This window comes from Pseudomonas sp. W4I3, from assembly GCF_030816195.1.
Classification (GTDB): Bacteria; Pseudomonadota; Gammaproteobacteria; order Pseudomonadales; family Pseudomonadaceae; genus Aquipseudomonas.
Window position 1 is genome coordinate 5,684,767 of the sequence record NZ_JAUSXS010000001.1, and the last position, 25,892, is coordinate 5,710,658.

Sequence of the window (25,892 nt, forward strand, 5' to 3'; positions counted from 1 at the left end):
GGCAGGCGCCCCTTAGTGTTTGTCACGACGGAAGAACGCCAGGCGCTCTTCATCGATCGCCAGGCCCAGGCCCGGCGCGGTGGAGACATGCAGCTGGAAATCGCGGTACAGCGGCGGCTCGGTGAGGATGTCTTCGGTGAGCAGCAACGGGCCGAACAGCTCGGTGTCCCACGCCAGCTTGTTCAGCGTGAGGAACGCGTGAGCCGAGGCCAGGGTGCCGATGCCGCCTTCGAGCATGGTGCCGCCGTAGAGGCCGATGCCCGCCGCTTCGGCAATCGCCGCCGTGCGCAGTACCGCCCGTGGGCCGCCGTTCTTGGCGATCTTGAGGGCAAAGACCGAGGCCGCGCCTTCGCGGGCCAGGTTGAAGGCATCTTCGACGCATTCGATGGATTCATCGGCCATGATCGGCGCCGGGCTCGACAGGTTCAGCCGTGCCATGCCGCCTCGGTTATTGCGCGAGATCGGCTGCTCGATCAGGTCGATACCGTGGTCACCCAGGACCTTGCAGGCACGCAGCGCCACGGCCTCGTCCCAGGCCTGGTTGACGTCGACCCGCACGCTGGCGCGCTCACCCAACGCCTGCTTGATCGCGATCACATGGGCCAGGTCGCGACCGACTTCACCGGCGCCGATCTTCAATTTGAAGATGCGGTGGCGGCGCAGCTCCAGCATCTTCTCGGCCTCGGCAATGTCTTGTGCGGTGTTGCCGCTGGCCAGGGTCCAGGCCACTGGCAACGCATCGCGCACACGGCCGCCGAGCAGTTCGCTGACCGGCAGATTCAGGCGTTTGCCGAGGGCATCGAGCAAGGCGCTTTCAATACCCGACTTGGCGAAGGTGTTGCCGCGAATGCTGCGCTCCAGGCGCAACATGGCCGCGTTGATATTGCTCGCGTCATGGCCGATCAGCAGCGGCGCGAAGTGCTGGTCGATGTTGGTCTTGATGCTCTCAGGGCTCTCGTTGCCATAGCTCAGGCCACCGATGGTGGTGGACTCGCCAATGCCTTCGATGCCGTCGGCGCAACGCAGGCGGATGATCACCAGGGTCTGCTTCTGCAGGGTGTGCATCGCCAGCTTGTGCGGGCGAATGGTGGGCAGGTCGACGATGACGGTTTGGATCGACTCGATGGGGCAAATCGGCATGGCAATACCCGTTGGGTTCTTTATAGGGTTGCGCCGATTCTGTGCTGCAGGGTTGACGGGTTCCAATATAGAATTGGTCTGGTTCAATACCTTCAAGGTATTAAAGGAGTCAATATGGAACTGCGTCACCTGCGCTATTTCCAGATGCTGGGGGAAACCCTCAACTTCACCCGTGCCGCCGAGCGCCTGCACATTGCCCAGCCGCCGCTGAGTCGGCAGATCCAGCAATTGGAGGAGGAACTGGGGGTGGTGCTGCTCGAACGCGGCCGACCGCTGCGGCTGACCGAGGCCGGGCGGTTTTTCTATGAGCACGCCAACGTGCTGCTCGAACAGCTGGGCAAGGTGTGCGACAACACTCGGCGCATCGGCCTGGGCCAGAAGACCTGGCTGGGCATCGGCTTTGCGCCGTCGACCTTGTACGGCGTGCTGCCCGAACTGATTCGCCAGCTGCGCAGCCATGAATCGCTGGAGCTGGAATTGGGCTTGTCGGAAATGACCACCTTGCAACAGGTCGAAGCGCTCAAGGCTGGGCGCATCGATGTGGGCTTCGGGCGGATCCGCATCGACGACCCGGCCATCGTCCAGCGTGTACTGGTGGAAGATCGACTGGTGGCGGTGTTGCCCAGCGGTCATCCGTTGCTGGGCGCGCCCGCGAGCCTTGCGCAGTTGGCCGCCGAGCCGTTTGTGCTCTACCCCGGCAACCCGCGGCCCAGCTATGCCGACCATGTGATCGCGTTGTTCGACGCCCACGGCCTGAGTCTTCAAGTGGCGCAGTGGACCAACGAGTTGCAGACCGCTATCGGCCTGGTGGGCGCAGGCATGGGCGTGACGCTGGTGCCGGCGTCGGTGCAGGTGCTGCACCGGGCGGATATTGGTTACACACCGATAGTGGAAGCCACCGCGACCTCGCCGATCATTCTCAGCCGGCGGGTGAATGATCAATCGCCGGGGCTGCGGCATTGCTTGCAACTGGTTGAAGAGCTGATCTGAAACCCTCCAGACACCACCGTTCAAATGTGGGAGGGGGCTTGCTCCCGATAGCAGTGTGTCAGTGAGCTGATTTGTGGCTGACACGCCGCCATCGGGGGCAAGCCCCCTCCCACATTGGATTTGCATTGCTCTAGAGGCTGCGAAGGCGCTTGCGTTGCAGGGTCTGGCTGGGGGATTCATCGAACAATTTGCGGTACTCCGCCGAGAACCGTCCCAGGTGAGTAAACCCCCAGCCCAGGGCGATTTCGGAGATGGTCCGCGTGGTGCCATGCTCGAGGATTTCCTGGCGCACCGCTCCCAGCCGATGCTTCTTCAGATACGCCATGGGCGACAGCGCGAAGTATTTGCGAAACGCATCGAACAGCTTGAAACGCGACACGCCGGCCACCGCCTCCAGGTCTTCCAGGTGCACCGCCTCGCGCGCGTTGTCATGCAGATACTGGCGCGCACGGATCAGGTAGTGCGGCAGCTTCACGCCGAGCACGTCGCGCAGTTCTTCGGAGTAGTTGCTCGGCTGCGCCAGGATCAGGCCCTTGATCAATGAGCTTTCCAGGTCCCGGGTGAAGGCCGCTTGCTCGTACAGTTCGCTGCTGCGCTCGAACTCGGCAATGAAGTAGCGTGCCATGCGCCACCATGACGCCGGGGCGCCGTCCACCGCGTCCATCACCGGTTCGAACCGCAGCGGCGCCTCGATCGGCCGTTGCAGCAAACCTTCCAGGGATTCGCTCATGGCGGCGCGCGTGATCACCACCTGCAACTTGCGGCAGTCACCGGAAATCGCCAGCACCTGATGCTCGTTGGGGGAGATGATCACGCCCTGGTCACGGTTGGAACTCAAGCGCTCGCCGTTCTTGCTCAGCTCCTGCTCGCCGATCAGCGGCAGGCTCAGGCTGTAGCTGCTGAAGTGTTCGGCGTCTTCGATGTCGATGGTCACGTCGGTGCCATATTCGATCACGCCCAGGGTGGTGGCGCGGGACTTGAACACGTTGGCACTGTGGTGAAAACGCAGGCGTTCAGGCGTGGCCGTCGCCAAACGATGGGGCCCGCAGATGCCGGACATCCAGCTGCAGGCGCCCTCCAGGTCGAAGCGTTGAATACGGATATCACGTGTCTGGCTACTCATCGGGGTGCACCCACGGCGGTTAGGCGTTTGCGCGCTCTGGCGGCGCGTCGTCAGTGTTCGACAGCAAGTTCCAAGCCACGCCAGCGCGGTCGCCACTGGGCGGATAGCAAAGGTCGACTATGTGGATAACTCACGGCTGTTTTCGACCCTTACCGCCCATCACAGTAGCGCATCACCTTCGCCCACCGCACCGCAGTGGGTATTTGCTGCCCAACTTTGCGGCCCATCTTCCCCGATTAAGCGGATAGCCCGCGCCCTGCCCCACTGCCTCTAATGGACCACCGATTAGCCCTGATCAAAAAAGGTGCCTCCCATGAGTGGTGCAAGAAACGTCGAGCAGTGGAAAACCTTTATCGAAAGTTGCCTGGACTTTCGCCCGGCCGATGAAGTGTTCCGCATCGCCCGCGACATGTTCACCGAGCCCGAACTGTTCGACCTGGAAATGGAACTGATCTTCGAGAAGAACTGGATCTACGCCTGCCATGAAAGCGAACTGGCCAATAACCACGACTTCGTGACCCTGCGCGCCGGGCGCCAGCCGATGATCATCACCCGCGACGGCGAAGGCCAGCTCAATGCGCTGATCAATGCCTGCCAGCATCGCGGCACCACCCTGACTCGCGTGGGCAAGGGCAACCAGTCCACGTTCACCTGCCCGTTCCACGCCTGGTGCTACAAAAGCGACGGCCGGCTGGTGAAGGTCAAGGCGCCGGGGGAATACCCGGAAGGTTTCGACAAGGCCACGCGCGGGCTGAAAAAGGCGCGCATCGACAGCTACAAGGGCTTTGTGTTTATCAGCCTCGACGTGAACGGCACTGACAGCCTGGAAGACTTCCTGGGTGACGCCAAAGTGTTCTTCGACATGATGGTGGCCCAGTCCGCCACCGGCGAGTTGGAGGTGCTGCCGGGCAAGTCCGCCTACACCTACGACGGCAACTGGAAGCTGCAGAACGAAAACGGCCTGGACGGTTATCACGTCAGCACCGTGCACTACAACTACGTGGCCACGGTGCAACATCGCCAGCAGGTAAATACCGAAAATGGCGCCAGTGCCGGCAGCACCCTGGACTACAGCAAGCTTGGCGCCGGCGATGCCAACACCGATGACGGCTGGTTCGCCTTCAAGAACGGCCACAGCCTGTTGTTCAGCGACATGCCCAACCCCAGCGTGCGCTCCGGCTACGCCACCATCATGCCGCGCCTTGTGGCGGAACACGGCCAGCAGAAAGCCGAATGGATGATGCACCGCCTGCGCAACCTGAATATCTACCCGAGCCTGTTCTTTCTCGACCAGATCAGCTCCCAGTTGCGCATCATCCGCCCGCTGGCGTGGAACAAGACCGAGATCATCAGCCAGTGCCTGGGGGTGAAGAACGAGTCCGACGCCGACCGCGAAAATCGCATTCGCCAGTTCGAGGATTTCTTCAACGTGTCGGGCATGGGCACGCCGGATGACCTGGTGGAATTTCGCGAGGCCCAACGGGGTTTCCAGGGCCGCCTGGAGCGCTGGAGCGACATCTCGCGCGGCAGCCATCGCTGGGAAACCGGGCCGACGCCCAACAGCGAAGCCATTGGCATCCAGCCCGCCATGACCGGCACCGAATTCACCCACGAAGGCCTGTACGTCAACCAGCACCGCAACTGGCAGCAGTTCCTGCTCAACGGCCTGGACCAGCAGGCGCTGAAACCGCGGGAGGTGAAGTGATGAATGCCCAGTTGCAGTACCAGATCGAGCAATTTTTCTACCGCAAATCCGAACTGTGCGACGCCCAGGACTGGGACGCCTACGTGCAGCTGTTCGACCCGCAGAGTGAATTCCACCTGCCGCAATGGGACTCCGAACATGTCTACACCCAGGACCCCAAGCGCGAGATGTCACTGATCTATTACGCCAACCGCTCGGGGCTGGAGGACCGGGTATTCCGCCTGCGCACCGGCAAGGCCGCCTCGGCCACGCCGATGCCACGCACCTTGCACCTGATCAACAACGTGCGCATCGGCGAGCTGGCGGATGGCGGGCTGGAGGTACGGTTGAACTGGCACACGCTGTTCTATCGGCTGGCGACTTCGGAGCAGTTCTACGGGCAAGCCACCTATCGTCTCAAGCCACACGGCGACAGCTGGCTGATCACCCGCAAGCATGCGTTATTGCTCAACGACACCATCAACTCGGTGCTGGATTTCTATCACCTCTGATCAAACACATCCCACCCTGTAGGAGCGAGCTTGCTCGCGAAAAACGTCAACGATGACGCGGGCATTCTGGATGCACGAGGTGATCTTGTGTTCTTCGCGAGCAAGCTCGCTCCTACAGGTGATCACACTTAACCCACGGAGTACTGTGGATGAATCACAAAGTGGCCTTCAGTTTTGCCGATGGCAAGACCCTGTTCTTCCCGGTGGGCGCCCATGAGATCCTGCTGGACGCAGCCTTGCGCAACGGCATCAAGATCCCGCTGGACTGTCGCGAAGGCGTGTGCGGCACCTGCCAGGGGCGCTGCGAATCCGGCGATTACAGCCAGGACTATGTCGACGAGGAAGCGCTGTCGAGCCTGGACCTGCAACAACGCAAAATGCTCAGTTGCCAGACCCGGGTGAAGTCCGACGCAACCTTCTACTTCGATTTTGATTCGAGCCTGTGCAACGCGCCGGGGCCGGTGCACGTGCGCGGCACGGTGAGCGACGTGCAATTGGTGTCGGCCAGTACCGCGATCCTGCAAGTGCAGGTGGAGGCGCCGCTGGATTTCCTGCCGGGCCAGTATGCGCGGCTGTCCGTGCCGGGCACCGACAGTTGGCGTTCCTATTCCTTCTCCAACCTGCCGGGCAACCCGCTGCAGTTTCTGGTGCGCCTGTTGCCCGACGGGGTGATGAGCAACTACCTGCGCGAGCGCTGCCAGGTGGGGGATGAGGTGGTATTGGAGGCGCCGCTGGGGGCTTTTTACCTGCGGCACGTCACCCAGCCGCTGGTGCTCGTCGCCGGCGGCACCGGGTTGTCGGCCTTGCTGGGCATGCTCGATGAGCTGGCCGCCATTGGCTGCGATCAGCCCGTGCACCTTTACTATGGCGTACGCACCGAGCAGGACCTGTGCGAAGCCGCACGCATCAGCGGCTACGCGTCGAAGATCGCCGATTTTCGCTACACCGAAGTGCTCAGCGACGCCTCGGCGCAGTGGACGGGCAAGCGCGGCTACCTCACCGAGCATTTCGACCTGGCCGAACTGCGGGACAGATCGGCGGATATGTACGTCTGCGGGCCCCCGCCGATGGTCGAATCGATCCAACAATGGCTGAAGGATCAGGCACTTGATAGCGTTCAACTGTATTACGAAAAGTTTACGCAGAGTAATATCTGACCCTCAGCACTTCTGAGGGGCTGATGCGGCCTGCACTCACCCTTAAGAAAAACAAGTAGAAGGGAACGTTAATGGCGGATGACATGGTTAACCCGGTGGGCCTCAAACGTGGCCTGAAGAACCGGCATATTCAACTGATCGCTTTGGGAGGAGCGATCGGTACGGGGTTGTTCCTCGGCTCGGCCGGGGTGCTCAAGTCGGCGGGACCGTCGATGATCCTGGGCTACGCGATTGCCGGCTTCATCGCCTTCCTGATCATGCGCCAGCTCGGCGAAATGATCGTCGAAGAGCCGGTGGCCGGTTCCTTCAGCCACTTTGCGCATAAATACTGGGGCGGCTACGCAGGCTTTCTCGCCGGCTGGAACTACTGGGTGCTCTACGTGCTGGTGGGCATGGCCGAACTGACGGCCGTGGGCAAGTACATCCAGTTCTGGTGGCCGGAAATCCCGACCTGGGTCAGTGCGCTGGTGTTCTTCGTCGCGGTGAACCTGATCAACACCCTGAACGTGAAGTTCTTCGGTGAAGCCGAATTCTGGTTCGCGATCATCAAAGTGGTGGCGATCGTCGGCATGATCGTGCTCGGCTGCTACCTGCTGTTCAGCGGTACCGGCGGCCCTCAGGCGTCAGTCAGCAACCTGTGGAGCCACGGCGGTTTCTTCCCCAACGGCGGCATGGGGCTGCTGATGTCGATGGCGTTCATCATGTTCTCGTTCGGTGGCCTGGAGCTGGTGGGCATCACCGCCGCCGAGGCCAGCGAGCCACGCAAGGTGATCCCGAAGGCGATCAACCAGGTGGTTTACCGGATCCTGATTTTCTACGTCGGCGCCCTTACCGTGCTGCTATCGCTGTACCCGTGGGATCAACTGCTGCAAACCCTCGGCGCGTCGGGCGATGCCTACAGTGGCAGCCCGTTCGTGCAGATCTTCTCGCTGATCGGCAACGACACGGCGGCGCACATCCTCAACTTCGTGGTGCTGACCGCGGCGTTGTCGGTGTACAACAGCGGCGTGTACTGCAACAGCCGCATGCTGTTCGGCCTGGCCGAGCAAGGCGACGCGCCCAAAGCGCTGATGAAGCTCAACAAGCAAGGCGTGCCGCTGCGGGCGCTGGCGATTTCGGCGGCAGTGACCCTGCTGTGCGTGGTGGTCAACTACGTCGCGCCGCAGAGTGCGCTTGAGCTGCTGTTCGCGCTGGTGGTTGCCTCGCTGATGATCAACTGGGCGCTGATCAGCATCACCCACATCAAGTTCCGCAAGGCCATGGGCGAGCAAGGCGTGACGCCGTCGTTCAAGACCTTCTGGTTCCCGTTCAGCAATTACCTGTGCCTGGCGTTCATGCTGATGATCGTCAGCGTGATGCTGGCGATCCCGGGGATACGCGAGTCGGTGTATGCGATGCCGGTGTGGGTGGGGGTTATCTACGTTGCCTACCGGTTGCGGGTTCGAAACACGCAGGTCGTGACAGCGCAGTAGTACCCATGTGGGAGGGGGCTTGCTCCCGATGGCGGTGTGTCAGTCATTGAAGTGTTTACTGACCCACTGCTATCGGGAGCAAGCCCCCTCCCACATTGGATTGCATTGCACACATGAAAAGCCCCGGTGATCCGGGGGCTTTTTGTTTAGAGCGTTGAGCGTACTCGCCACAGTTCGGGGAACAACACCGTGTCGAGCATCTTGCGCAAATAGCCTACGCCTTCGGTGCCGCCAGTGCCCGGTTGGAAGCCGATAATCCGCTCGACCGTGGTCACGTGCCGAAAGCGCCACTGGCGGAACGAATCCTCCAGGTCGATAAACTTCTCGGCCAGTTGATACAAATCCCAGTACCGGCTCGGGTCGCGATACACCTCACGCCAGGCCGCCTCTACGGAATCATCGTGCACCGTGGCGGCCGTCGGGTCGCGTTCGGTGCGCGTGGGATCGATCACCAGGCCTGCCTTGAGCATCAGGTTGATCGCCTCGTCATACAGCGACGGCGTGGCAATCGCCACCTGCAGCTGCTGCAACAACTCCGGGCGATGCGCATGGGGCCGCAGCAACGCCGGGCTTTTGTTGCCGAGGATGAATTCAATCTCACGGTACTGGAACGACTGGAACCCGGACGACTGCCCGAGGAACGGGCGGATCGCCGTGTATTCCGACGGTGTCATGGTCGCCAGCACCGCCCAGGCGTGCACCAGTTGGTCGAAGATCCTGGAGACCCGCGCCAGCATCTTGAAGGCTGGCGGCAACTCACCCAGGCGCACGTGCTCACGGGCGGCCTTGAGTTCGTGCAGCATCAGCTTCATCCACAGCTCCGAAGTCTGGTGCTGGATGATGAACAGCATTTCGTTGTGGTCCGGCGACAGTGGGTGCTGAGCGCTGAGGACTTTGCCCAGGTCCAGGTAGTCGCCGTAGCTCATGGACTCGGAAAAATTCAGCTCAGCGTTGTGCCATTCTTCCGGGGGCTGGCCGTCGGCAGGCTTATATTCTGAAGAGAAAGGACATTGGCTCATCGCGAGGGCTCCAAAAGCGGGCGCAGGATTGCGCGGACCGGGCTGGCATCGAGGTTGGCAAAACGCAGCGGCAGCGCGATCAGTTCATAGTCGCCCTCCGGTACGTCATCGAGCACGATGCCTTCGAGGATCGCCATGCCATGGCGCGCCACGGCGTTGTGCGAATCCATGGTCTTGGACTGTTGCGGGTCCAGGGACGGCGTATCGATACCGATCAGGCGCACCCCAAGGCTGGCGAGCAGCTCGATGGTTTGCGGGGCGATGGCGGTGAAGTTCGAGTCCCAGTGCGTCAATGGCGCTTGTGGATAAGTGCGCAGCAAGACCCGTTCGGGCAGGTTATCCACACGTCCCTCGAGTTGATGCGGTTGCACCAGAGCGCCACTGCCCAGGCAGTGCAGCACCCGGCACGGGCCCATGTACACGTCCAGCGACACCTCGCCAATCGGTGCGCCGTCGGCGCTGTAATGCAGCGGTGCGTCGACATGGGCACCGGTGTGCGGCGACAGGGTCACGCGCCCCACATTCACCGGGCACTCGGGACCAAACTGCCACACGCGCTCTTCCTGGAACGGCGTATCGCCCGGCCAGGTCGGGGTCGCCGCGCTCAAGGGCGGGCTGATGTCCCACCACGTTGTTATTGGGTTCATTTCAAGGCTCTCGGCTGTCACTGGAGTGAATGATACGAGGGCCAGCTGTGAATTTTCTTGCGAATTCTGCCGTGAAGGCGGAAATTTTTCGCACTTACTGCGAGGATATAGCTTATTCACGCTCGAAAATTTCGCCTGATGGCCCATGTGGGAGGGGGCTTGCTCCCGATAGCGGTGTGTCAGTCACTGATTTGTAACCGAACCACCGCTATCGGGGGCAAGCCCCCTCCCACATTGGGCTGCATTGTGTCTGAGGGGATTGCGTTCTGCTGCGTTTCTGGGCATCCGGATGTCGAGTTCAGACCACTGGCAAACAGCTCGGCGCTATAGGGTTCGACTTCTGTTTCCTTGCCTCGGAGTCATCATGTCCCAGCCGATCACTGTTCTGCGCGATACCCACCCCTTGCCGGTCCTGGATGCCTGCAAATGGGAAAAACTCGAGGGCGATCCGCATACCGTCAACCTCAACGCCTACACCAGCGAAGACGGCAGCAAGATCATGGGCACCTGGATCTGTACGCCGGGCAAGTGGTACGTGGAATACGTGAAGTGGGAGTACTGCCATTTCCAGGAAGGCTACTGCGTGATCACACCCGAAGGCATGGCGCCGATCCATCTGCGGGCTGGGGATATCTTTGTGGTGGAACCGGGGATGAAGGGCACGTGGGAAGTGGTGGAGACGGTGCGCAAATATTTTGTGTTTGCCTAGGCATTATGGCGAGGGAGCTTGCTCCCTCGCCACAGTGTTTATTTGGGCTTGCGGTAGCTGTTGATGATCGCCGAGAAGTCCTTGCCCCCTTCCCCACGCTGACTCATCGACTGGTACAGCTGCTGCGCCACCGCACCGAGGATCACCGGCTGGTGCGCCTGGCGCGCCGCTTCAGTGGCCAGCCCAAGATCCTTGAGCATCAGGTCTGCGCCAAAACCACCGGTATAGCCACGCGACGACGGCGCAGTTTCAATCACGCCCGGCCACGGATTGTAGGTGTCCGAACTCCAGCAGCGCCCGGTAGAGCTGTTGATGATTCCGGCCAGCACCTTTGTATCAATCCCCAACGCATCGCCCAGGGCCATGGCTTCACTGACGCCGACCATGCTGATGCCCAGCAGCAGGTTGTTGCAGATCTTGGCGATTTGCCCGGTGCCCACATCACCGCAGTGCACAATATTGCGGCCCATCTGCGCCAGCACCGGTTGCAAGGTGGCGAACAGTTCGGGGGTGGCGCCGACCATGAAAGTCAGCGTCCCGGCTTGCGCCCCGCCGGTGCCGCCGGAGACCGGCGCGTCGGCCATCACTACGCCTTGCTTGGCCGCAGCCGCCGCGACATCGCGGGCGGTCTGCGGGTCGATGGTGCTGCAATCCACGGCCGGGATGCCTTCGCCGATGCCGGCGAGCACACCGTCCTCATTCAACCATACGCTGCGCACATGCGCGGCGGCCGGCAGCATGGTAATCACCAGCTCAGCGCGTTGGGCCGCGTCACGCGGTGAGTTGCTGACGCGGCCGCCCAATTCGGCCAGTTCCTGGAGCACGGTCTGGTTCAGGTCGAACAGGTTCAGCGCGTGCCCGGCCTTGATCAGGTTGCGGGCCATGGGCGCGCCCATGTTGCCCAGGCCGATAAATGCAATGTTCATGGTGCCTCCCGGGCTCAGCGCAGGTTGATGGTGGTGTTGACGCCATCGTTGACCGTGTCGTCATCGAACCAGCGGCTGGTGACGGTTTTGGTCTGGGTGTAGAACTGCACCACTTGCTTGCCGTACGGACCCAGGTCGCCGAGCTTGGAACCACGCGAACCGGTGAAGCTGAAGAACGGCACCGGCACAGGGATCGGAATGTTGATGCCCACCTGGCCCACATCGATTTCGCTCTGGAATTTACGCGCCGCCGCACCGCTCTGGGTAAACAGGCCGGTGCCGTTGCCAAACGGGTTGGCGTTGACCAGCGCAATGGCTTGATCAAGGGTGTCGACTTCCAGCACCACCAGTACCGGACCGAAGATTTCCTGGGTGTAGATCTGCATATCGGTGGTCACGCCCGAGAACAGCGTCGGGCCGACGAAGTTGCCTTGTTCGAAACCCGGCACCTTGATGTCACGGCCGTCCAGCTCCAGCTTCGCGCCTTCTTTCACGCCGCTTTCGATCAGCTCCAGGATGCGCGCCTTGGCACGCTTGGAAATCACCGGGCCGACATCGGTGCCCGCTTCGCTGCCAGCGTTGACCTTGAGTTTCTGCGCCAGCGCCTTGAGATCCGGCAGCCACTGCTTGGCCGCGCCCACCAGCACCACCACCGAGGTGGCCATGCAACGCTGGCCCGCCGCGCCGAAACCGGCACCGACCAAGGCATTGAGGGTGTGCTCGCGGTTGGCGTCCGGCAGCACCACTGCGTGGTTCTTGGCGCCCATCATCGATTGCACGCGCTTGCCGTGTTTACCGGCCAGGTCATAGACGTGGGTGCCCACGGCGGTCGAGCCGACGAAGGACACGGCCTTGATGTCTTTGTGGGTGCACAGCGCATCCACCACGTCCTTGCCGCCGTGCACCACGTTAAGCACGCCAGCGGGGACACCGGCTTCCAGCGCCAGCTCCACCAGCAGCATGGTCGACAGCGGGTCTTGCTCAGACGGTTTCAGGACGAAGGTATTCCCGCACGCGATGGCCATCGGGAACATCCACAGGGGAATCATCGCCGGGAAGTTGAACGGGGTGATGCCGGCGCAGACGCCGATGGGTTGGCGCAGGGTGTAGGTGTCGACGCCACCGGCGACGTTCTCGGCGAACTCGCCCATTTGCAGGGTGCCGATGGAACAGGCGTGTTCCACCACTTCAAGCCCACGGAAAATATCGCCCTCGGCGTCGGCAATGGTCTTGCCCTGCTCGGCGCTGAGTACCACGGCGATGCGCTTGGAGTGCTCGCGGATCAAGGCTTGCAGCTTGAGCATGATGCGCATGCGCGCGCCGATCGGGGTGAGTTTCCAGGTTTGGAAGGCTTGATGGGCGGCGTCAATGGCGGCGTTGACTTCGTCGGCCGTGGCGAACGGGACTTTGGCCAGCACTTGCTGGGTGGCGGGGTTGACGATGTCTTGCCACTGGGTGGTCTTGGACTCGACCCATTCACCGTTGATCAACAACTTGACCTGTTTAACGGAAATATCGGCAGATGCGTTCATGGGGTCTCCAACTTTTATAATTATGCAGAGAACCAAGGCGTTGAATCGCCTTGAGGATGAGGCGTTCGGACTGTTTTTGGAGTATAGATGTGCAAATCTCTAATAAGAACGCACATAAAAGCCGGTTCAATATGCAAAAAAACATCACATCATTGGGCTCCCTGAATTGGGATGACCTGAAGTTTTTCCTCGAAGTGGCCCGCACCCGCAAGGCCAGCGTCGCCGCCAAGCGTCTGGCAGTGGACTACACCACCGTGTCGCGGCGCATCAGTTCACTGGAAGTGTCGCTCGGTACCCTGCTGTTCGAAAAATCCCGGACCAACGGTTTTGTCCTCACCACCGAGGGCCAGCGTTTACTGGGCTATGCCGAATCCATCGAAAGCACCTTGCACATGGCGTGCGAGCAGGTCTCCGGCTCCGGCGTGGCGCTGTCGGGGCACGTGCGCATGGGCTGCACCGAAGGCTTCGGCAGTTTTTTCGTCACTCCGCAACTGAGTCATTTTGTCGATACTTACCCTGCGATCTCGGTCGACATCCTGCCGCTGCCGCACTTCATCAGCCTGTCCAAGCGCGAAGCCGACATCGTCATCGCCCTGGAACGCCCGGAACATGGGCCCTATGTGTGCTGCAAACTGTGCGACTACCAACTGCAGCTGTACGCGACCCAGGATTATCTGGACCAACACGCGCCCATCCAACGCCCGGCGGATTTGGCCGAGCATCCGTTTATCAGCTATGTGGATGACCTTGCGTTCAGCTCGGAGCTGCTGTACCTGGCGAACGTAGTCCCAGGCGCCAGCGCCAGCCTGCGCAGCACCAGTGTGATTGCACAGTACGTCGCGGTGCAGCAGGGGCGGTCGATGGCCATATTGCCGTGCTTCCTGGCGGCGCAGGACCCGCGCTTGCTGCCGGTGCTGGGGGAGCAGATAGCGATTACGCGGCAGTTCTGGATGTACTGCCGGGAGGACTTGCGCAAGTTGAAGCGGATTACGTTGTTGTGGGATTACATCCGCGAAGTGACGGAGCAGAACCGGGGGTTGCTGATGGGGCAGACGCGGGAGATGCGGTTCGCCGATTGAACACGTTGCATAGGCCAATGTGGGAGGGGGCTTGCTCCCGATTGCGGTCTGTCAGTTAAAAAATTGCTGACTGACACACCGCAATCGGGAGCAAGCCCCCTCCCACATTTGAAATGCATTTCAGGTTGAGGTGGGGGAAGTGCCTCAGTCGGCAATCACTACGATCGACACGCGCCGGTTCTCGGTGCGGCCCGCAGTGGTTGTGTTCGATGCCACCGGCTCGCTGCTGCCCAGGCCGCGCAGTTGGATGTTTTCTTCTTTCATGCCCACGCTGCTCAACACCTTGCCCACGCTTTTGGCGCGGCGCAGGGACAGGGATTGGTTGTAGAGTTCTTTGCCCGACGCGTCGGTGTGACCTTCGACGCGCACGCGTTCGATGCCCGCGCCCACCAAGGCTTTACCGATACGCTCGACGATCTCGGTGCTGGGCTTGTTGAGGGTTTCGACGTCACTGCCAAACAGCACTTTGCCCGACAGACCAAAGGCCCAGCCGTCGTCCGTCAGCTCGAAGCCCTGCTGCTTGAGCACGGCCACTTGCGCCGGGGTCAGGCCTTTGGGCGGTGGGGTCTGGCACCCGCTGAGGGCCAGGCAGGCGACAAGTAAGGTGATGAAGAGGACGCGTGCGTTAGAAAACAAGGGATTAACTCCTGTGTTGAACATTGACGACGGAGGGTTCCGATTCCGCCGTTTGCTGGCTGCCCGAGGACAGCCGTTTGGCCTGGTACATCGCCGCGTCGGCGGCATTGAGCAAGGCGCCGGGCGTGGCGCCATGCTCGGGGTAAACGGCGATGCCGATACTGAGGGAGGTCGATACCAGGTTGTTGCCAGGCAGTGGGATTGGCTTGTCCATACTGGCAATGATCTTGTCGGCGATGCGCTGCGCATCTTCGGGCTTATGCAGCGGCGCGAGCAGGACGGCAAATTCGTCGCCGCCCAGGCGGGCCACCAGGTCATCTTCGCGCAATTGTGCACGCACGCGCTCGGCGACGGCCATGAGCACGGCATCGCCGGCGGCGTGGCCGAAGTTGTCGTTGATGTCTTTGAACCGATCGCTGTCGAGAAACAGTACCGCCACCCGTTCGTTGGCTTTGGCGGCGCTGCGCAGGGCGCGAATCAAGCGGCCTTCGAAAAACGCACGGTTGGGCAAGCCGGTGAGGCTGTCGTGGCTGGCCTGGTGGGCAAGGGTTTCGTTTTCACTTTGCAGGTGGCTTTGCCAGGCTTCCATCTCACCCAGCAGGGCGTTGAAGTCACTGCCCAGGCTGTCGAGTTCGGCGATCTGTGCAGGCGGCACGCGGCGGTCGAAGTCACGCTCGCTGCGGGCGGCGTGGGCCACGGCGGCAAGACTTTGCAACGGCCCGGTGATCCCCCTCAACAGACGCCGTGCCAAGTGCAGGGCTATCCAGGCGCTGAGCGCGGTGCATATCACAATGCCCGCCAGGCCGCTGAGCAAGAAGCGCAACAGGCTGCCGCCATGACCGGTCAGGTGGATGCTGCCGACGGGGTTGCCCTGATGAAGGATCGGCTGGCTGATGGGTTGCTCGAGCAAGGCATGCGCCAGCTCCAGCTCCACCCGTGACAACATGCCGGTGTTCGGCCGCACCCATTGCGCCAGCAGTTTGCCGCTTGCGTCAAAGACTTCGGCCTGGGCGACTTCTTCGGTAGAGGCAATCAGGCTAAGGGCTTCCGTGGCTGCGGCACTGTCGTCAAACACCACTGCCGCTTCCACGGTGTAATTGATCGAGCGTGCGATCAAGTGCAGGTTATGTTCGGCGTACACCCGCAGCGCGAGCACACCGAGCAGGGTCAGGGACACACTGGCCAGGGTCACTGCCACGAGGGCCAGGATCATGTGCCCTCGGCCAATGACCGAACGCAGGGTCGGCCGCGCTTTAGCCGGCCTCATGGCGCTGGCGCCCGACGGCGCGACAGTTGCAGCACGCTGGGGTGAATGCGCACGCCACTGCGGGCGACGGAATCCAAGTTCACCTCGAACGACACTTGCGCATCGCTCACCCGCAGGCAGAACAAGCTACCCACGGTGCAATGGTCACCGCCTTCGCTGATGCTGAGCACCGGATGCCCCATCAATGAGGTAAACAACGCGGTGCGTTCGTCAGCGCTGAGTTTGCCGATGTAAACGGCGTCGCAGGCACCGACGATATCGGGGTTGTTCGCCAGCAGGCGGCGCACGACCACCGGACGGCCGGTCGCCTGGGTGGTGCCCTTGATCAGGTCGTCGGTGTACTGGGTGGGCCCGACGATGCACAAGCGCAGTTGCGCGGGCTCCACCGGCCAACGGGCATAGCTGAGAATACCGAGCACGACCTGGGTCACCGCCTGGGCGCGCTGCTCAGCCGGGCTGGGCGTCTGTGCCCACGCTTGCGGAGCGAGCAGGCATAGCACCACCACCTGTAACAGGCGCCTCCAGCTCAAACTACGCTCGGTGAGCGAGACAGCCACGTTCATGCAGCGATTCTCTCAAGAAATTTCAAAGTGATGCCGCAACGATAGCACAGCGGCGGAAGCCCCCACGAAGCGAGCCTTTCACGGGGCTACCTATTTTTTCAGAAAAGTCTGACGACCGAATCAGAAATATTACATGACCGTTCAGTCAGTTTTATTCGGGTGTGGCGTCCAGCTCAAGCATCAGCCCGCTCAAACGCTTGACCCTGCGCCGTACGGCTTCCTCAAAGACACCGGCACGCGGCTCGATCAGGCTGAACCAGCGTTTGGCACGCGTGATACCGGTGTAGATAAGTTCTTTGGTCAGAACCGGGTTCAACGCGTCCGGCAGGATCAGCGCGGTATGCGTGAACTCCGAACCCTGGGATTTGTGCACGGTCATGGCGTAAACCGTTTCCACATCGTTGAGCCGGCTGGGCAGCACAAAGCGCACGCCGCCCTGGCCGTCGTTTCGCGGGAAGGCCACGCGCAGCACCTGGGGGCCGCCATCGCTTTCGGGCAGCTTCAAGGCGATGCCGATGTCACCGTTCATCAAGCCCAGGCCGTAGTCGTTACGGGTCATCAATACCGGGCGGCCTTCATACCATTGCTCATCGCCCTCGATCAGCCGCACCTTGCGCAACGCAGCGGTGATGCGCAGGTTCAATCCTTCGACTCCCCACGGGCCTTTGCGTACCGCGCAGAGCAGCTGGAACGCGTCGAAGGCCTGCAGCAGTTGTTGCGCCCAATCGGTCCAGGCGTGGTCGTCGCGCGGGGTGTCCAGTGCAGGACGCGCCGACTGCAGCAGGTTCAGGTAATAACGATAGCCTTGGGCACCGTCACCCTGCCCATCCAGCACCAGGCGCTCGAGCGCATGATCGTGCTCGCCTTTGAGGCTGAGGCAGAACAGGTCGTCATGACTGCGCGCGGCCAGCAACTTGCGCGCTTCTTCAGCGTTCTGCTGGTTCACCCAACGCGCCAGCTGGCCGATGCCGCTGCCCTCGCCGAAACGACGCGAGTAGCGCAGCATCACCACCTGCTGGGCCAGCGGATGGCTGCCGTCGAGGTCCTCTTGCAAGCCGCTGTTGCCGAGGTCTTCGTTGCTGACCGCTTGCAGCCATTGGCGCGTGGCCGGGCTGTACCAACCGGCCTCGGCATCGCGGCACAAGTCGCCAAGCACGGCGCCCGCCTCTACCGAGGCGAGCTGGTCCTTGTCCCCCAGCAGCACCAGGCGCGCATGGGGCGGCAAGGCGTCGAGCAGGTTGGCCATCATTTCCAGGTCGATCATCGACGCTTCGTCCACCACCAGCACATCCAACGGTAACGGGTTGCCGAGGTGATGACGGAAGTGCCGAGTGCCCGGGCGACTGCCCAGCAAGCGGTGAACCGTGGTGACCTGGGTCGGGATTTTTTCGCGCACTGTGTCGGGCACTTTCAACGACAACACTTGCTGGCTGATCGACTCGGTAAGACGTGCGGCGGCTTTACCGGTGGGCGCGGCCAGGCGGATACGCAACGGATTGCCGCCTTCCACGGCAGGCGCCTGCAACAGTGCGAGCAGGCGAACCACGGTGGTGGTCTTGCCGGTGCCGGGGCCGCCCGTGACGATGCTGAACGCGCCACGGGTGGCCAGGGCACAGGCGAGTTTTTGCCAGTCGATCACGCCATCGGGCGCCGGTTGATCGAACAAGCCATTGAGGCGCTGCGGCAAATCGGCGGCGACGGTTTCGTGGCTGGCCAGACGCCGTCGCAGTGCACTGTCGATGCGCCGTTCGTAAGCCCAATAGCGGCGCAGATAGAGACGTTTTCCGGACAGCACCAACGGACGGCTCTGGGCCGACTCACTGCCATCGACCGCCAGCGCGACCAAGCGGCTGGAGGCCAGCGTATGGCACCAGTGGGCGCCGTCCAGACCTTCGAGCAATTGCGACGGCAACAGCATCGCACCGGTTTGCAAGTCACCTTCGGGCGGCAACGACAAGGCAAAGTCCGGCGCCTTGAGGGTTTCGAACAGGTCGAGGCACACATGGCCGTGGCCCAATTGGTGGCTGGTCAATGCCGCCGCCAGCAGCACCAGGGGGTCGGCGTGAGGGTCCAGCTCATGCAGAAAGCCGACGAACGCTTTGTCCAGGGCCCGCAGCCAGCCACGGTCGACCCAACGCTCCAGCAGGTGCATCAGGTCGGCGGCGCGGCTCAGGGGCGTCAGTTCCTCCAGCAGTAGCGGCGACAGGCTCATAGCAGCACTCCTTGTTCCCAGGCAGGTTCGGCTTTGGGCGGGATAGCCTTGCCCTGGAACAACAGGTCCAGCCCTTCGATCAGCTCTCGCGGCGGCCGGGTGAAATACGCGCCCTGACTCACCGATTGCGTGCCGCGCAGGAACAGGTAAAGGGCACCGCCGATGTGGCGTTCATAGTCGTAATCGGGCAGGCGCGCCTTGAGCTGACGATGCAGGGCCAGCAGGTAAAGCACGTATTGCAGGTCATACCGATGCTCAAGGATCGATTGTTCCATGGCATCCAGGGTGTAGGCCGAATCGTCGGGGCCGAGCCAGTTGGATTTGTAGTCAGCCACGTAATAGCGGCCGTCGTGCTCGAAGGTCAGGTCGATAAAGCCCTTGAACATGCCGTTGAGCAATACCGGTTCGGCCGCCACGCGGGAAACGCCGTTGTGGGTGTACTGGCACACCAGTTTGTCGAGGGCGAGCACGTCGACCTTATGGCTGGCGAACCAGAATTCCATTTCTATCTGATACTGCTGCAGGGCGCTGAGACTGACCCGACCGTCATACAGCGGCAGTGGCGTTTGCAACAAGTGGCCAAGCCAAGCGCTGAGGGTGACGATCCAGCCTTCCCAATTGCGGCGGTTGCAACGGGCTCCGACAGCGTTTTCGATGGCCTCGGGGCTCAGGTTGAAACGTTCTTCACCGGCCCACTCCAGCAAGCCGTGAAGGAAGGTGCCTGGATTCGGACCGCGTGGGAATCGATGAATGTCACCGCCCGACGCCGCCACTTCGCGCGGAGCGTCGGGGTCCAGGCGTTCGTCATCGAACAGTTTCTGCGCCTGCGGGCTTTCAGGCGCTTCGAGATTCGCGGCGCTCATGCTGTCGCCAATGCGCAAGGCGCTGTAGGAAGCGATCCACCAGTTCTCCGCGGCCTTGCGTTTGGGCAACAGCGGAGCCAGCAAGGTGGCTTGATTGCGCGGTGGATGGAACACAACGTCTTGTGCGGGCGGCACATGGTCATAGCTGATCGCAGGGCAACCTTGCTGCAGATCCATCAACCAGCGTGCCAGGCCGGCGGACTCGCCCAGCGGCGCACCGGCGCCAAGCAAATAGCCCAGCGCCGAGAGGTGCAGCACCGAGCTGCTGCTGTTGCCGCGCTTGAGGTCGGCGATGCCCAGCCAGCAAGCGTGCTTGGCGCGGGTCAGGGCGACATACAGCAAGCGCAGGTCTTCGGCCAGGCGCTCATCGTCAGCCTGGGCGATCAACTCAGCGGTGGGCCGCAGGCTCACCTGGGATTTGCCCTGCTCGTCGTGGTAATGCAGCGGCAAGCGAGTGCCGTCCACCGGTTTGGCCGAACAGATGAAGGGCAGGAACACTAGATCGTATTCGAGGCCCTTGGATTTGTGGATCGTCACCACCTTGACCAGTTGCTCGTCACTTTCCAGGCGCAGGATCTGCTCTTCACCGGCTTGCCCCGACAGCGCCAAGTGCTCGGCAAGATGGCGAATCAACGCCTGTTCGCCGTCCAATTCCGACGCGGCCTGTTGCAGCAGTTCGCTCAGGTGCAACAGATTGGTCAGCACACGCTCGCCATCGCTGCGGGCGATCAGGGTTTGCGGCAGCTGGAAGTCATGCAGCAGGCGGCGCAGCATCGGCAGCACGCCTTGGGTGCGCCAGATCGAGCGGTAGCCACGGAACTGCATCACGCGGCTTTCCCACGCCAGTTCGTCCTGGTTCAGACGCTCCAGTTCCGTCAATGACAGGTTCAAGGTGACACAGGCCAGTGCCGCGCGCAGCGGACGCTCGACGTCCGGCTCGGCGCAGGCCTTGAGCCAGGCCAGCAGATCGTGGGCTTCCTGGGCGGCGAAGACCGAGTCCTTATCCGACAGGTACACACTGCGCACGCCCCGCACCGCCAGCTCGGCGCGCACAGCCTGGGCTTCCTTGCCATCTCGCACAAGGATGGCGATGTCTGACGGCAGCACGCCTTTGAAAGTGCTGTCTTTTACGAATCCCGCGATACCTTGCTGACCACCATTGAGTAACGCAACGATCTGCGTGGCGCAGGCAGCGGCCAGTTGCTGGCGATACATCGCGTTGGAAATCGGCTGGTCAGTGGGCAGGTGCCAAAGGTGCATTGCCGGTAGCGTTTGGCCGTCGACCTGCAGCTGTTCTTTACGGCCTTGGGACAGCACCGGGTGAAACGGCACCGGGTTATGGCCGTCTGGCTCACGGAACAGGAACGCGCCTCGGCCTGTTTCCGCGCGCTGAAACACATGGTTCACCGCCTCGACCATCGCATGGCTGGAGCGGAAGTTGGTGCCCAAGGTGTGATGCCGACCGGTGGTGGATTGCCGGGCGCGCAGGTAGGTGTAGATGTCCGCGCCGCGGAAGGCGTAGATCGCCTGTTTGGGGTCGCCGATCAGGAACAGGCCGCTGTCCAGGTGGTTCTCTTCGATGCGGTAAATGCTGTCGAAGATGCTGTACTGCACCGGGTCGGTGTCTTGGAATTCGTCGATCAAGGCCACCGGAAATTGCTCGCGGATCACGCTGGCAAGGCGCTCGCCGCCGTCGGCCTGCAGCGCGGCGTTGAGGCGGATCAGCATGTCGTCGAAACCCATTTCAGCGCGGCGCCGCTTCTCCTCTTCGAAGCGCTTGCCCACCCAGGCGGCGGCGTGTTGCAACACGGCGGCGTCCGGGGTTGGCAGCGCGTCGAGGGCGGCTTTGAGACCGGCCATGGCGTCGATGCCGGGATGCTGTGGCGGCTCGCCTTTCCAGGCTTCGGCCATGCCTTCGGGGGTCAACCGGGTGAAGCCGGTGCCGATGTCCAGTTGCTCCAGGGTTTCGTCAGCGGCCCAGGCACTGATTTTTTCAAACCAGGGCTCGAAGTAACGCGCCTGCATTTTGCGACCGTCGACCGCCTTGGCCGCAACAGCTTGCAGGCAGAGATCACGCAGCTCTGCGGCCCATTGCTGCCAAGGCGCCTTGATGCTGGCCAAGGCCTCGCGGCGCTCTTGCAGGCAGGCGGTGATCATTTCAGCCGGCTCGCGGCTGTCCTCGGCGGGCCGCTCGCTGCCGAACAGCGCGCGCACCCGTGGCATCAGCGCGGCCGGGCCGCCCCAGTTGTTGCGCACCCAGTTGAGCGCATCGTCGCGCATCGGGTAGCAGAACAGGCGCCAGTAGTCGCGCAGCACTTCACCGAGCAGGTCGCTGTGATCGGTTTCCAGGGTCTGGGTAAACAGGCTGCCGCTGTCGAAGGCGTGCTCGCGCAGCATGCGCTGGCACCAGCTGTGGATCGTCGAGACCGCGGCTTCATCCATCCATTGCGCGGCAATGTCCAGTCGATTGGCGCAGGCGGGCCACTGCTCCTCGGGGTATTGGTCGCGCAGGTCGGCGATCAAGGTGTCGGGCGGTTCGATTTCACCTCGAAAGAACCGCGCGGCCTCCGCCAGGCGGATACGGATACGTTCACGCAATTCCTTGGTGGCCGCGTCGGTAAAGGTCACCACCAGGATCTGCGGCGGCAGCAGCTCGCGGCCGAAACCGGACTCATCACCGCCGTTGCCGAGGACCAGGCGCAGGTACAAAGCCGAGATCGTGAAGGTTTTGCCGGTGCCAGCGCTGGCTTCAATCAGTTGGCTGCCTTTGAGCGGGAAGGCCAAGGCCAGGGGTTTGCTACTCATGCGTCGGCCCCTTCGCTGGACAGTGAACGCCAGGGGGCGTTGATCAGGGGGCGATACAAGGTTTCGCACCAGCCTTCGAATTCTTCGCTGGCAACCAGCGCGGCGTAGTCGGGGAACTGGCGAGTGAGCGCGGGCGTTTCGCGGCGTTCGCCGTCGGTGGTCATACCGTCGCCCTCGTAGGCTTTGCAGGCAGCGGCCTGGGCTTTGGCCGGATCGGTTTGGCCGAGCCAGGCAAAGGCGGTCTTGACGGCGACGGGCAGCGGTTGGCTCATGCCGGTGTGCCATGCAAGCAGCAAGTCACCGAGGATGCTCTGCGCGGTGGAGGGATCCAGGGGCGCCAGCAGCAGGGTGTCGTCACTCGCCACCAAACCGGTACTCAACGGCACGCCGCAGGCACAGGCGACCACGTGATTGACCCACGGGCGAATCAAGCGGTGCCACTTGCGCGTCTTGATCGAGCCGATGCTGTTAGGGATGGTGGTAACGCTTAACAAACCGCCATCACTGCGTCGATGCAGGCCGCTGATCCAGCCTTCAAGCTGAATCCCTTGATAGGCAAAACTGATCGGCTCCGCGCCGTTATGCGGGGTTGGCCAGAGCGCCAGGAGTTGCTGGTAGCGCTGCAGCAGATCCGGCAACGGTTCGATCAGCTCGTTACGCAGGCATTCGCCGAAACCGACCATAGGCAGCAAGCCACTGCCTTGCAGACGCAGGGCTTGGGCGTTGAGGGCTTGATCAAGCTGGTCGGGCCGGGTCAGTGCCGCGTTCAGCAGACTGTCGCTGAGGTTGTAGCGTTGCAGCGCGTCGAGGACGAAAGGTTCTTCGTCGGCCAGCGGCACTTCGGCGGCTTCAAAGAACACTTTCAGACGTTGGCTGAAGAAATGTTTTACCGGGTTGCGCAGAAAGTCCTGCAACTGGCCGAGGCTCAGGGGCTCTTCCTGGTGGTGCGGTGCCAACCCAGGCTCCTGTGTCGTTGCGGTGGGGGCTTGGTGCAGCAACTGCCATTCGCGGGCGTAACTGAACAGCGGGTCGCCTTCATGGAAGTAGCGGGCGCTGAATGGTTGCAGCGGGTGCTCCTGGGTCATCGCTTCGATCAAGGGGCGGTCGCTTTGGGCGTTATGCCAGCCGCTGGCGAGATGGTCGCGCAACTGGCCGATCAGCACCGAGGCCGGGCGATCACTGTTGTCGCGGATGCTGCGGCCGACCCAACTGATATAGAGCTGGTCACGCGCGGAAAGCAGGGCTTCAAGCAGCAGGTAGCGATCGTCTTCACGACGGGAGCGATCGCCGGGACGGTAGTCGCTGCCCATCAGGTCGAAGTCCAGCGGGGGTTGCGCACGCGGGTAATCACCGTCGTTCATGCCGAGCAGGCAGACGAGCTTGAACGGGATCGCGCGCATGGGCATCAGGGTGCAAAAATTGACCGCTCCCGCGAGGAAACGCTGGGACAGGCGGCCCTGGTCAAGCCCGGCTAACCAGGCCTCGCGGACCACAGTCAGCGGTAATTCGTCTTGCAGGCCGACGGACTCGCAGGTTTCCAGCCAGGTCTCTCTTAACTGCTCGAGTTGGCCCAACAGGTAGTCATCATGCTCGCTGCTGGGCAGGAAAAACAGCTGCATCAAGCGTTGCAGGCGTTCGCCCCACGCCTGTGGAGGCGCTGGTTGTGACAGGGCGTGATGCGCGTCGTTTAACGCGTCGAGCAAGGCAACCAGTGGGCCGATCAGCGCGGCATCAAGCCCACCGATCTCGTCATAAGGCTCGATGCCGTCGCACGCGACACCGGTGCCGACGGCGTAGCCCAGCAGCATCCGCCGCAGGCCGAATCGCCAGCTGTTCTGCTCCAGTTCTGTGGGCAACCCCAGGCCGGCGCGCTGCTCGGCATTGAGTCCCCAGCGGATGCCCGCGCCTTCAATCCAGCGGTGCAGCGTCGGCAGGTCGCGCTCATGAATGGCGAAACGTTCGCGTAGGGCGGGAACGTCCAGCAAGTCGAGAATCTCGCTGACAGGGAAGCGGCTGTCCGGGAGTTTGAGCAGGTGTTCGACAGCAATCAGCAGCGGGTCGCGGCCGCGTTGGCCCTGGTCTGTCAGGGTGAACGGAATGAAGCGTGGGTCATTTCGCTCCAGTTGGCCGAAAACTGCGCGAATGTGCGGTGCATAGCTGTCGACATTGGGGACCATGACGATGATGTCCCGAGGACGCAATGTGGGGTCGGCGCTGAAGCGCTGGAGCAATTGGTCGTGGAGAATCTCTACTTCGCGTTGGGCGCTGTGGGCGATGTGAAAGCGAATGGACGAGTCGCGCTGCAGGTCGACCGCAGGCCAGCATTCACGGGTCTCATCAAGTGGGCGCAGTTCGAGAATATCGTCCTGAAGCTGGTTGAGCAGCGTGGTGGGCTGGCTGTCGCTGAACAGGTCGATACGGCCATCTCGGAAGGCGGCGCGGTAGCTGTTGGGGTCGTCGTAACTGTCCAATAGGCTGATGTAGTCGCGGCCCTGCTTGCCCCAGGCGGCGAGCAGCGGATGGGCGTGCTGATGCAACGTCTGCGGATCGATGGTGACCGGCATGCCCGCTTTGCGCGCTTGGCGCTTGTATTCGTTACGCAGCAGGTCCTTGTCGGCCACGATGTCCGACCAGTGATGGCGGCAAGGGTTATGCACGCACAGCAACACTTGGCTGAAACGGGCCAGACCCGCCAGGGCTTCGAGCGCTTGGGCGGGCAGTGATGAAATGCCAAAAACGATCACTCGGGAAGGTAGGCCAGGAGGTGCTTGCTCAAGTGTATTGATGCGTTCGATAAAGCGCTGGTGAACGCCCGCGCGACTCTCGGCCATACCCTGCGCCCCTACGTCGAGCAGCAAGGCGCGCCATAACTCAGCCTGCCAGCAGTTGGCGGGGTTAAGCGGTTTGGCTTCGCCGCGCCCGTTGCGTAACTGATGACGGCCTGCTGCCCAGTCCTCCAGCCAATCGGCGCGATACACCTGGTATTGGTCGAACAAGTCGGCCAGGCGCTCAGCGAGCTGGTAGCGTTTGCGCAGGTCGCTGTCGTGGGTCAGGAAGCGTTGCAGCGGCTCGAAGTGAGGTTGGTCGATAAGCTCCGGTAGCAGACGCATAAGCCGCCAGGTCAGTGGGGCCTTATCAAGGAGAGACTTTGGGGGAATTTCGTCACGCCCTAATACCATGCGATAGAGCTGCCACATGAAGCTGCCGGGCAGTTGCACATCGATTGCCGCTGCAATGCCGCAGCCACCCATGTCATCCTCTTGCGGATCTTCGGCCAAGGCTAGCTTGAGCCATTGGGCGATGCCGTTGCTTTGGACCAGAGCGATTTCATTTTCCAATGGTGCCAGGGGATAACGACGCATCCAGCTGACTACCAGGCTGCGCAACTCGTCCAGGCGGTTACCGTGAACCACCATGAATCCAGCGCTGAGGGACGTCGCACCCGGCATAACGGTTTCCTTGGAAAAGCAAAAATCGAGGCATGGACTTTAGCACTGAAGACCATTGCAATGAGCGTCCAGACACTTTTCGACCGCCCAAAACAAAACCCCTGTCT

At 62.1% G+C, this 25,892-nt stretch carries 19 protein-coding genes; 7 read left to right on the top strand and 12 right to left on the bottom strand.

The annotated features are described in order from the left end of the window. Positions 1-12: 12 nt before the first annotated feature. Positions 13-1,140: a muconate cycloisomerase family protein gene (locus QF045_RS25925; RefSeq protein WP_306494604.1), complete on the bottom strand. Its 1,128-nt coding sequence runs from the start codon at positions 1,138-1,140 to the stop codon at positions 13-15. 114 nt (positions 1,141-1,254) lie between these two features. Between QF045_RS25925 and QF045_RS25930 the strand changes: the two genes are divergently transcribed. After that, the gene (locus QF045_RS25930; protein ID WP_306494605.1) at positions 1,255-2,130 is read left to right on the top strand and encodes a LysR family transcriptional regulator; all 876 of its coding nucleotides are present in this window, start codon (positions 1,255-1,257) and stop codon (positions 2,128-2,130) included. A 130-nt stretch (positions 2,131-2,260) separates the two neighbouring features. Here QF045_RS25930 and QF045_RS25935 read toward each other — a convergent pair whose 3' ends face one another. Beyond that, entirely contained in the window at positions 2,261-3,253 is a 993-nt protein-coding gene (locus QF045_RS25935) for a helix-turn-helix domain-containing protein (protein WP_306494606.1), read from the bottom strand. Between the two features lie 313 nt (positions 3,254-3,566). On the opposite strand from QF045_RS25935, the gene antA reads away from it, so the two are divergent. The 4 genes from antA to QF045_RS25955 all read left to right on the top strand — a co-directional run bounded on the left by antA (position 3,567) and on the right by QF045_RS25955 (position 8,078). Beyond that, positions 3,567-4,958 (top strand): anthranilate 1,2-dioxygenase large subunit, encoded by a 1,392-nt coding sequence (gene antA, locus QF045_RS25940; protein WP_306494607.1) that lies wholly within the window; start codon positions 3,567-3,569, stop codon positions 4,956-4,958. Beyond that, positions 4,958-5,449, top strand: coding sequence for an anthranilate 1,2-dioxygenase small subunit (gene antB, locus QF045_RS25945; RefSeq protein WP_124388193.1), 492 nt, complete (start codon positions 4,958-4,960; stop codon positions 5,447-5,449). The genes antA and antB overlap by 1 nt, the downstream gene beginning before the upstream one ends. A gap of 149 nt (positions 5,450-5,598) precedes the next feature. After that, positions 5,599-6,606 carry an anthranilate 1,2-dioxygenase electron transfer component AntC gene (gene antC, locus QF045_RS25950; RefSeq protein ID WP_306494608.1) on the top strand — a complete coding sequence of 336 codons (1,008 nt, stop codon included), beginning with the start codon at positions 5,599-5,601 and terminating at the stop codon, positions 6,604-6,606. 71 nt (positions 6,607-6,677) lie between these two features. After that, complete coding sequence (locus QF045_RS25955) at positions 6,678-8,078, top strand: amino acid permease (protein ID WP_306494609.1); 1,401 nt, start codon at positions 6,678-6,680, stop codon at positions 8,076-8,078. 146 nt (positions 8,079-8,224) lie between these two features. Here the strand turns inward: QF045_RS25955 and kynA are convergent, their stop codons facing one another. Continuing rightward, on the bottom strand, positions 8,225-9,097 hold the full coding sequence (kynA, locus tag QF045_RS25960) for a tryptophan 2,3-dioxygenase (RefSeq protein ID WP_306494610.1): 873 nt from the start codon (positions 9,095-9,097) through the stop codon (positions 8,225-8,227). After that, positions 9,094-9,744, bottom strand: a complete 651-nt coding sequence (gene kynB, locus QF045_RS25965; protein ID WP_306494611.1) for an arylformamidase — start codon at positions 9,742-9,744, stop codon at positions 9,094-9,096. Before kynB ends, kynA begins: the two co-directional genes overlap by 4 nt. 364 nt (positions 9,745-10,108) lie before the next feature. Between kynB and QF045_RS25970 the strand changes: the two genes are divergently transcribed. Next, complete coding sequence (locus tag QF045_RS25970) at positions 10,109-10,453, top strand: cupin domain-containing protein (RefSeq protein WP_124388198.1); 345 nt, start codon at positions 10,109-10,111, stop codon at positions 10,451-10,453. A 38-nt stretch (positions 10,454-10,491) separates the two neighbouring features. Here QF045_RS25970 and mmsB read toward each other — a convergent pair whose 3' ends face one another. Further along, complete coding sequence (mmsB, locus tag QF045_RS25975) at positions 10,492-11,379, bottom strand: 3-hydroxyisobutyrate dehydrogenase (protein WP_306494612.1); 888 nt, start codon at positions 11,377-11,379, stop codon at positions 10,492-10,494. Between the two features lie 14 nt (positions 11,380-11,393). After that, the gene (locus QF045_RS25980) at positions 11,394-12,911 is read right to left on the bottom strand and encodes a CoA-acylating methylmalonate-semialdehyde dehydrogenase (protein ID WP_306494613.1); all 1,518 of its coding nucleotides are present in this window, start codon (positions 12,909-12,911) and stop codon (positions 11,394-11,396) included. Between the two features lie 131 nt (positions 12,912-13,042). Here QF045_RS25980 and QF045_RS25985 point away from each other — a divergent pair, with 131 nt between their 5' ends. Further along, positions 13,043-13,990, top strand: a complete 948-nt coding sequence (locus tag QF045_RS25985) for a LysR family transcriptional regulator (protein ID WP_306494614.1) — start codon at positions 13,043-13,045, stop codon at positions 13,988-13,990. Positions 13,991-14,134: 144 nt separating this feature from the next. Here QF045_RS25985 and QF045_RS25990 read toward each other — a convergent pair whose 3' ends face one another. The 6 genes from QF045_RS25990 to recC form a co-directional block, all read right to left on the bottom strand. After that, complete coding sequence (locus QF045_RS25990) at positions 14,135-14,626, bottom strand: OmpA family protein (RefSeq protein ID WP_306494615.1); 492 nt, start codon at positions 14,624-14,626, stop codon at positions 14,135-14,137. Positions 14,627-14,630: 4 nt separating this feature from the next. Continuing rightward, the gene (locus QF045_RS25995; RefSeq protein ID WP_306494616.1) at positions 14,631-15,893 is read right to left on the bottom strand and encodes a diguanylate cyclase domain-containing protein; all 1,263 of its coding nucleotides are present in this window, start codon (positions 15,891-15,893) and stop codon (positions 14,631-14,633) included. Then, positions 15,890-16,456, bottom strand: coding sequence for a YfiR family protein (locus QF045_RS26000; RefSeq protein WP_306494617.1), 567 nt, complete (start codon positions 16,454-16,456; stop codon positions 15,890-15,892). Before QF045_RS26000 ends, QF045_RS25995 begins: the two co-directional genes overlap by 4 nt. 151 nt (positions 16,457-16,607) lie before the next feature. Further along, positions 16,608-18,668: an exodeoxyribonuclease V subunit alpha gene (gene recD / locus QF045_RS26005; RefSeq protein ID WP_306494618.1), complete on the bottom strand. Its 2,061-nt coding sequence runs from the start codon at positions 18,666-18,668 to the stop codon at positions 16,608-16,610. Beyond that, positions 18,665-22,336, bottom strand: a complete 3,672-nt coding sequence (gene recB / locus QF045_RS26010; protein WP_306494619.1) for an exodeoxyribonuclease V subunit beta — start codon at positions 22,334-22,336, stop codon at positions 18,665-18,667. The genes recD and recB overlap by 4 nt, the downstream gene beginning before the upstream one ends. Next, positions 22,333-25,785: an exodeoxyribonuclease V subunit gamma gene (gene recC / locus QF045_RS26015; protein ID WP_306494620.1), complete on the bottom strand. Its 3,453-nt coding sequence runs from the start codon at positions 25,783-25,785 to the stop codon at positions 22,333-22,335. Before recC ends, recB begins: the two co-directional genes overlap by 4 nt. Between the last annotated feature and the right edge of the window lie 107 nt (positions 25,786-25,892).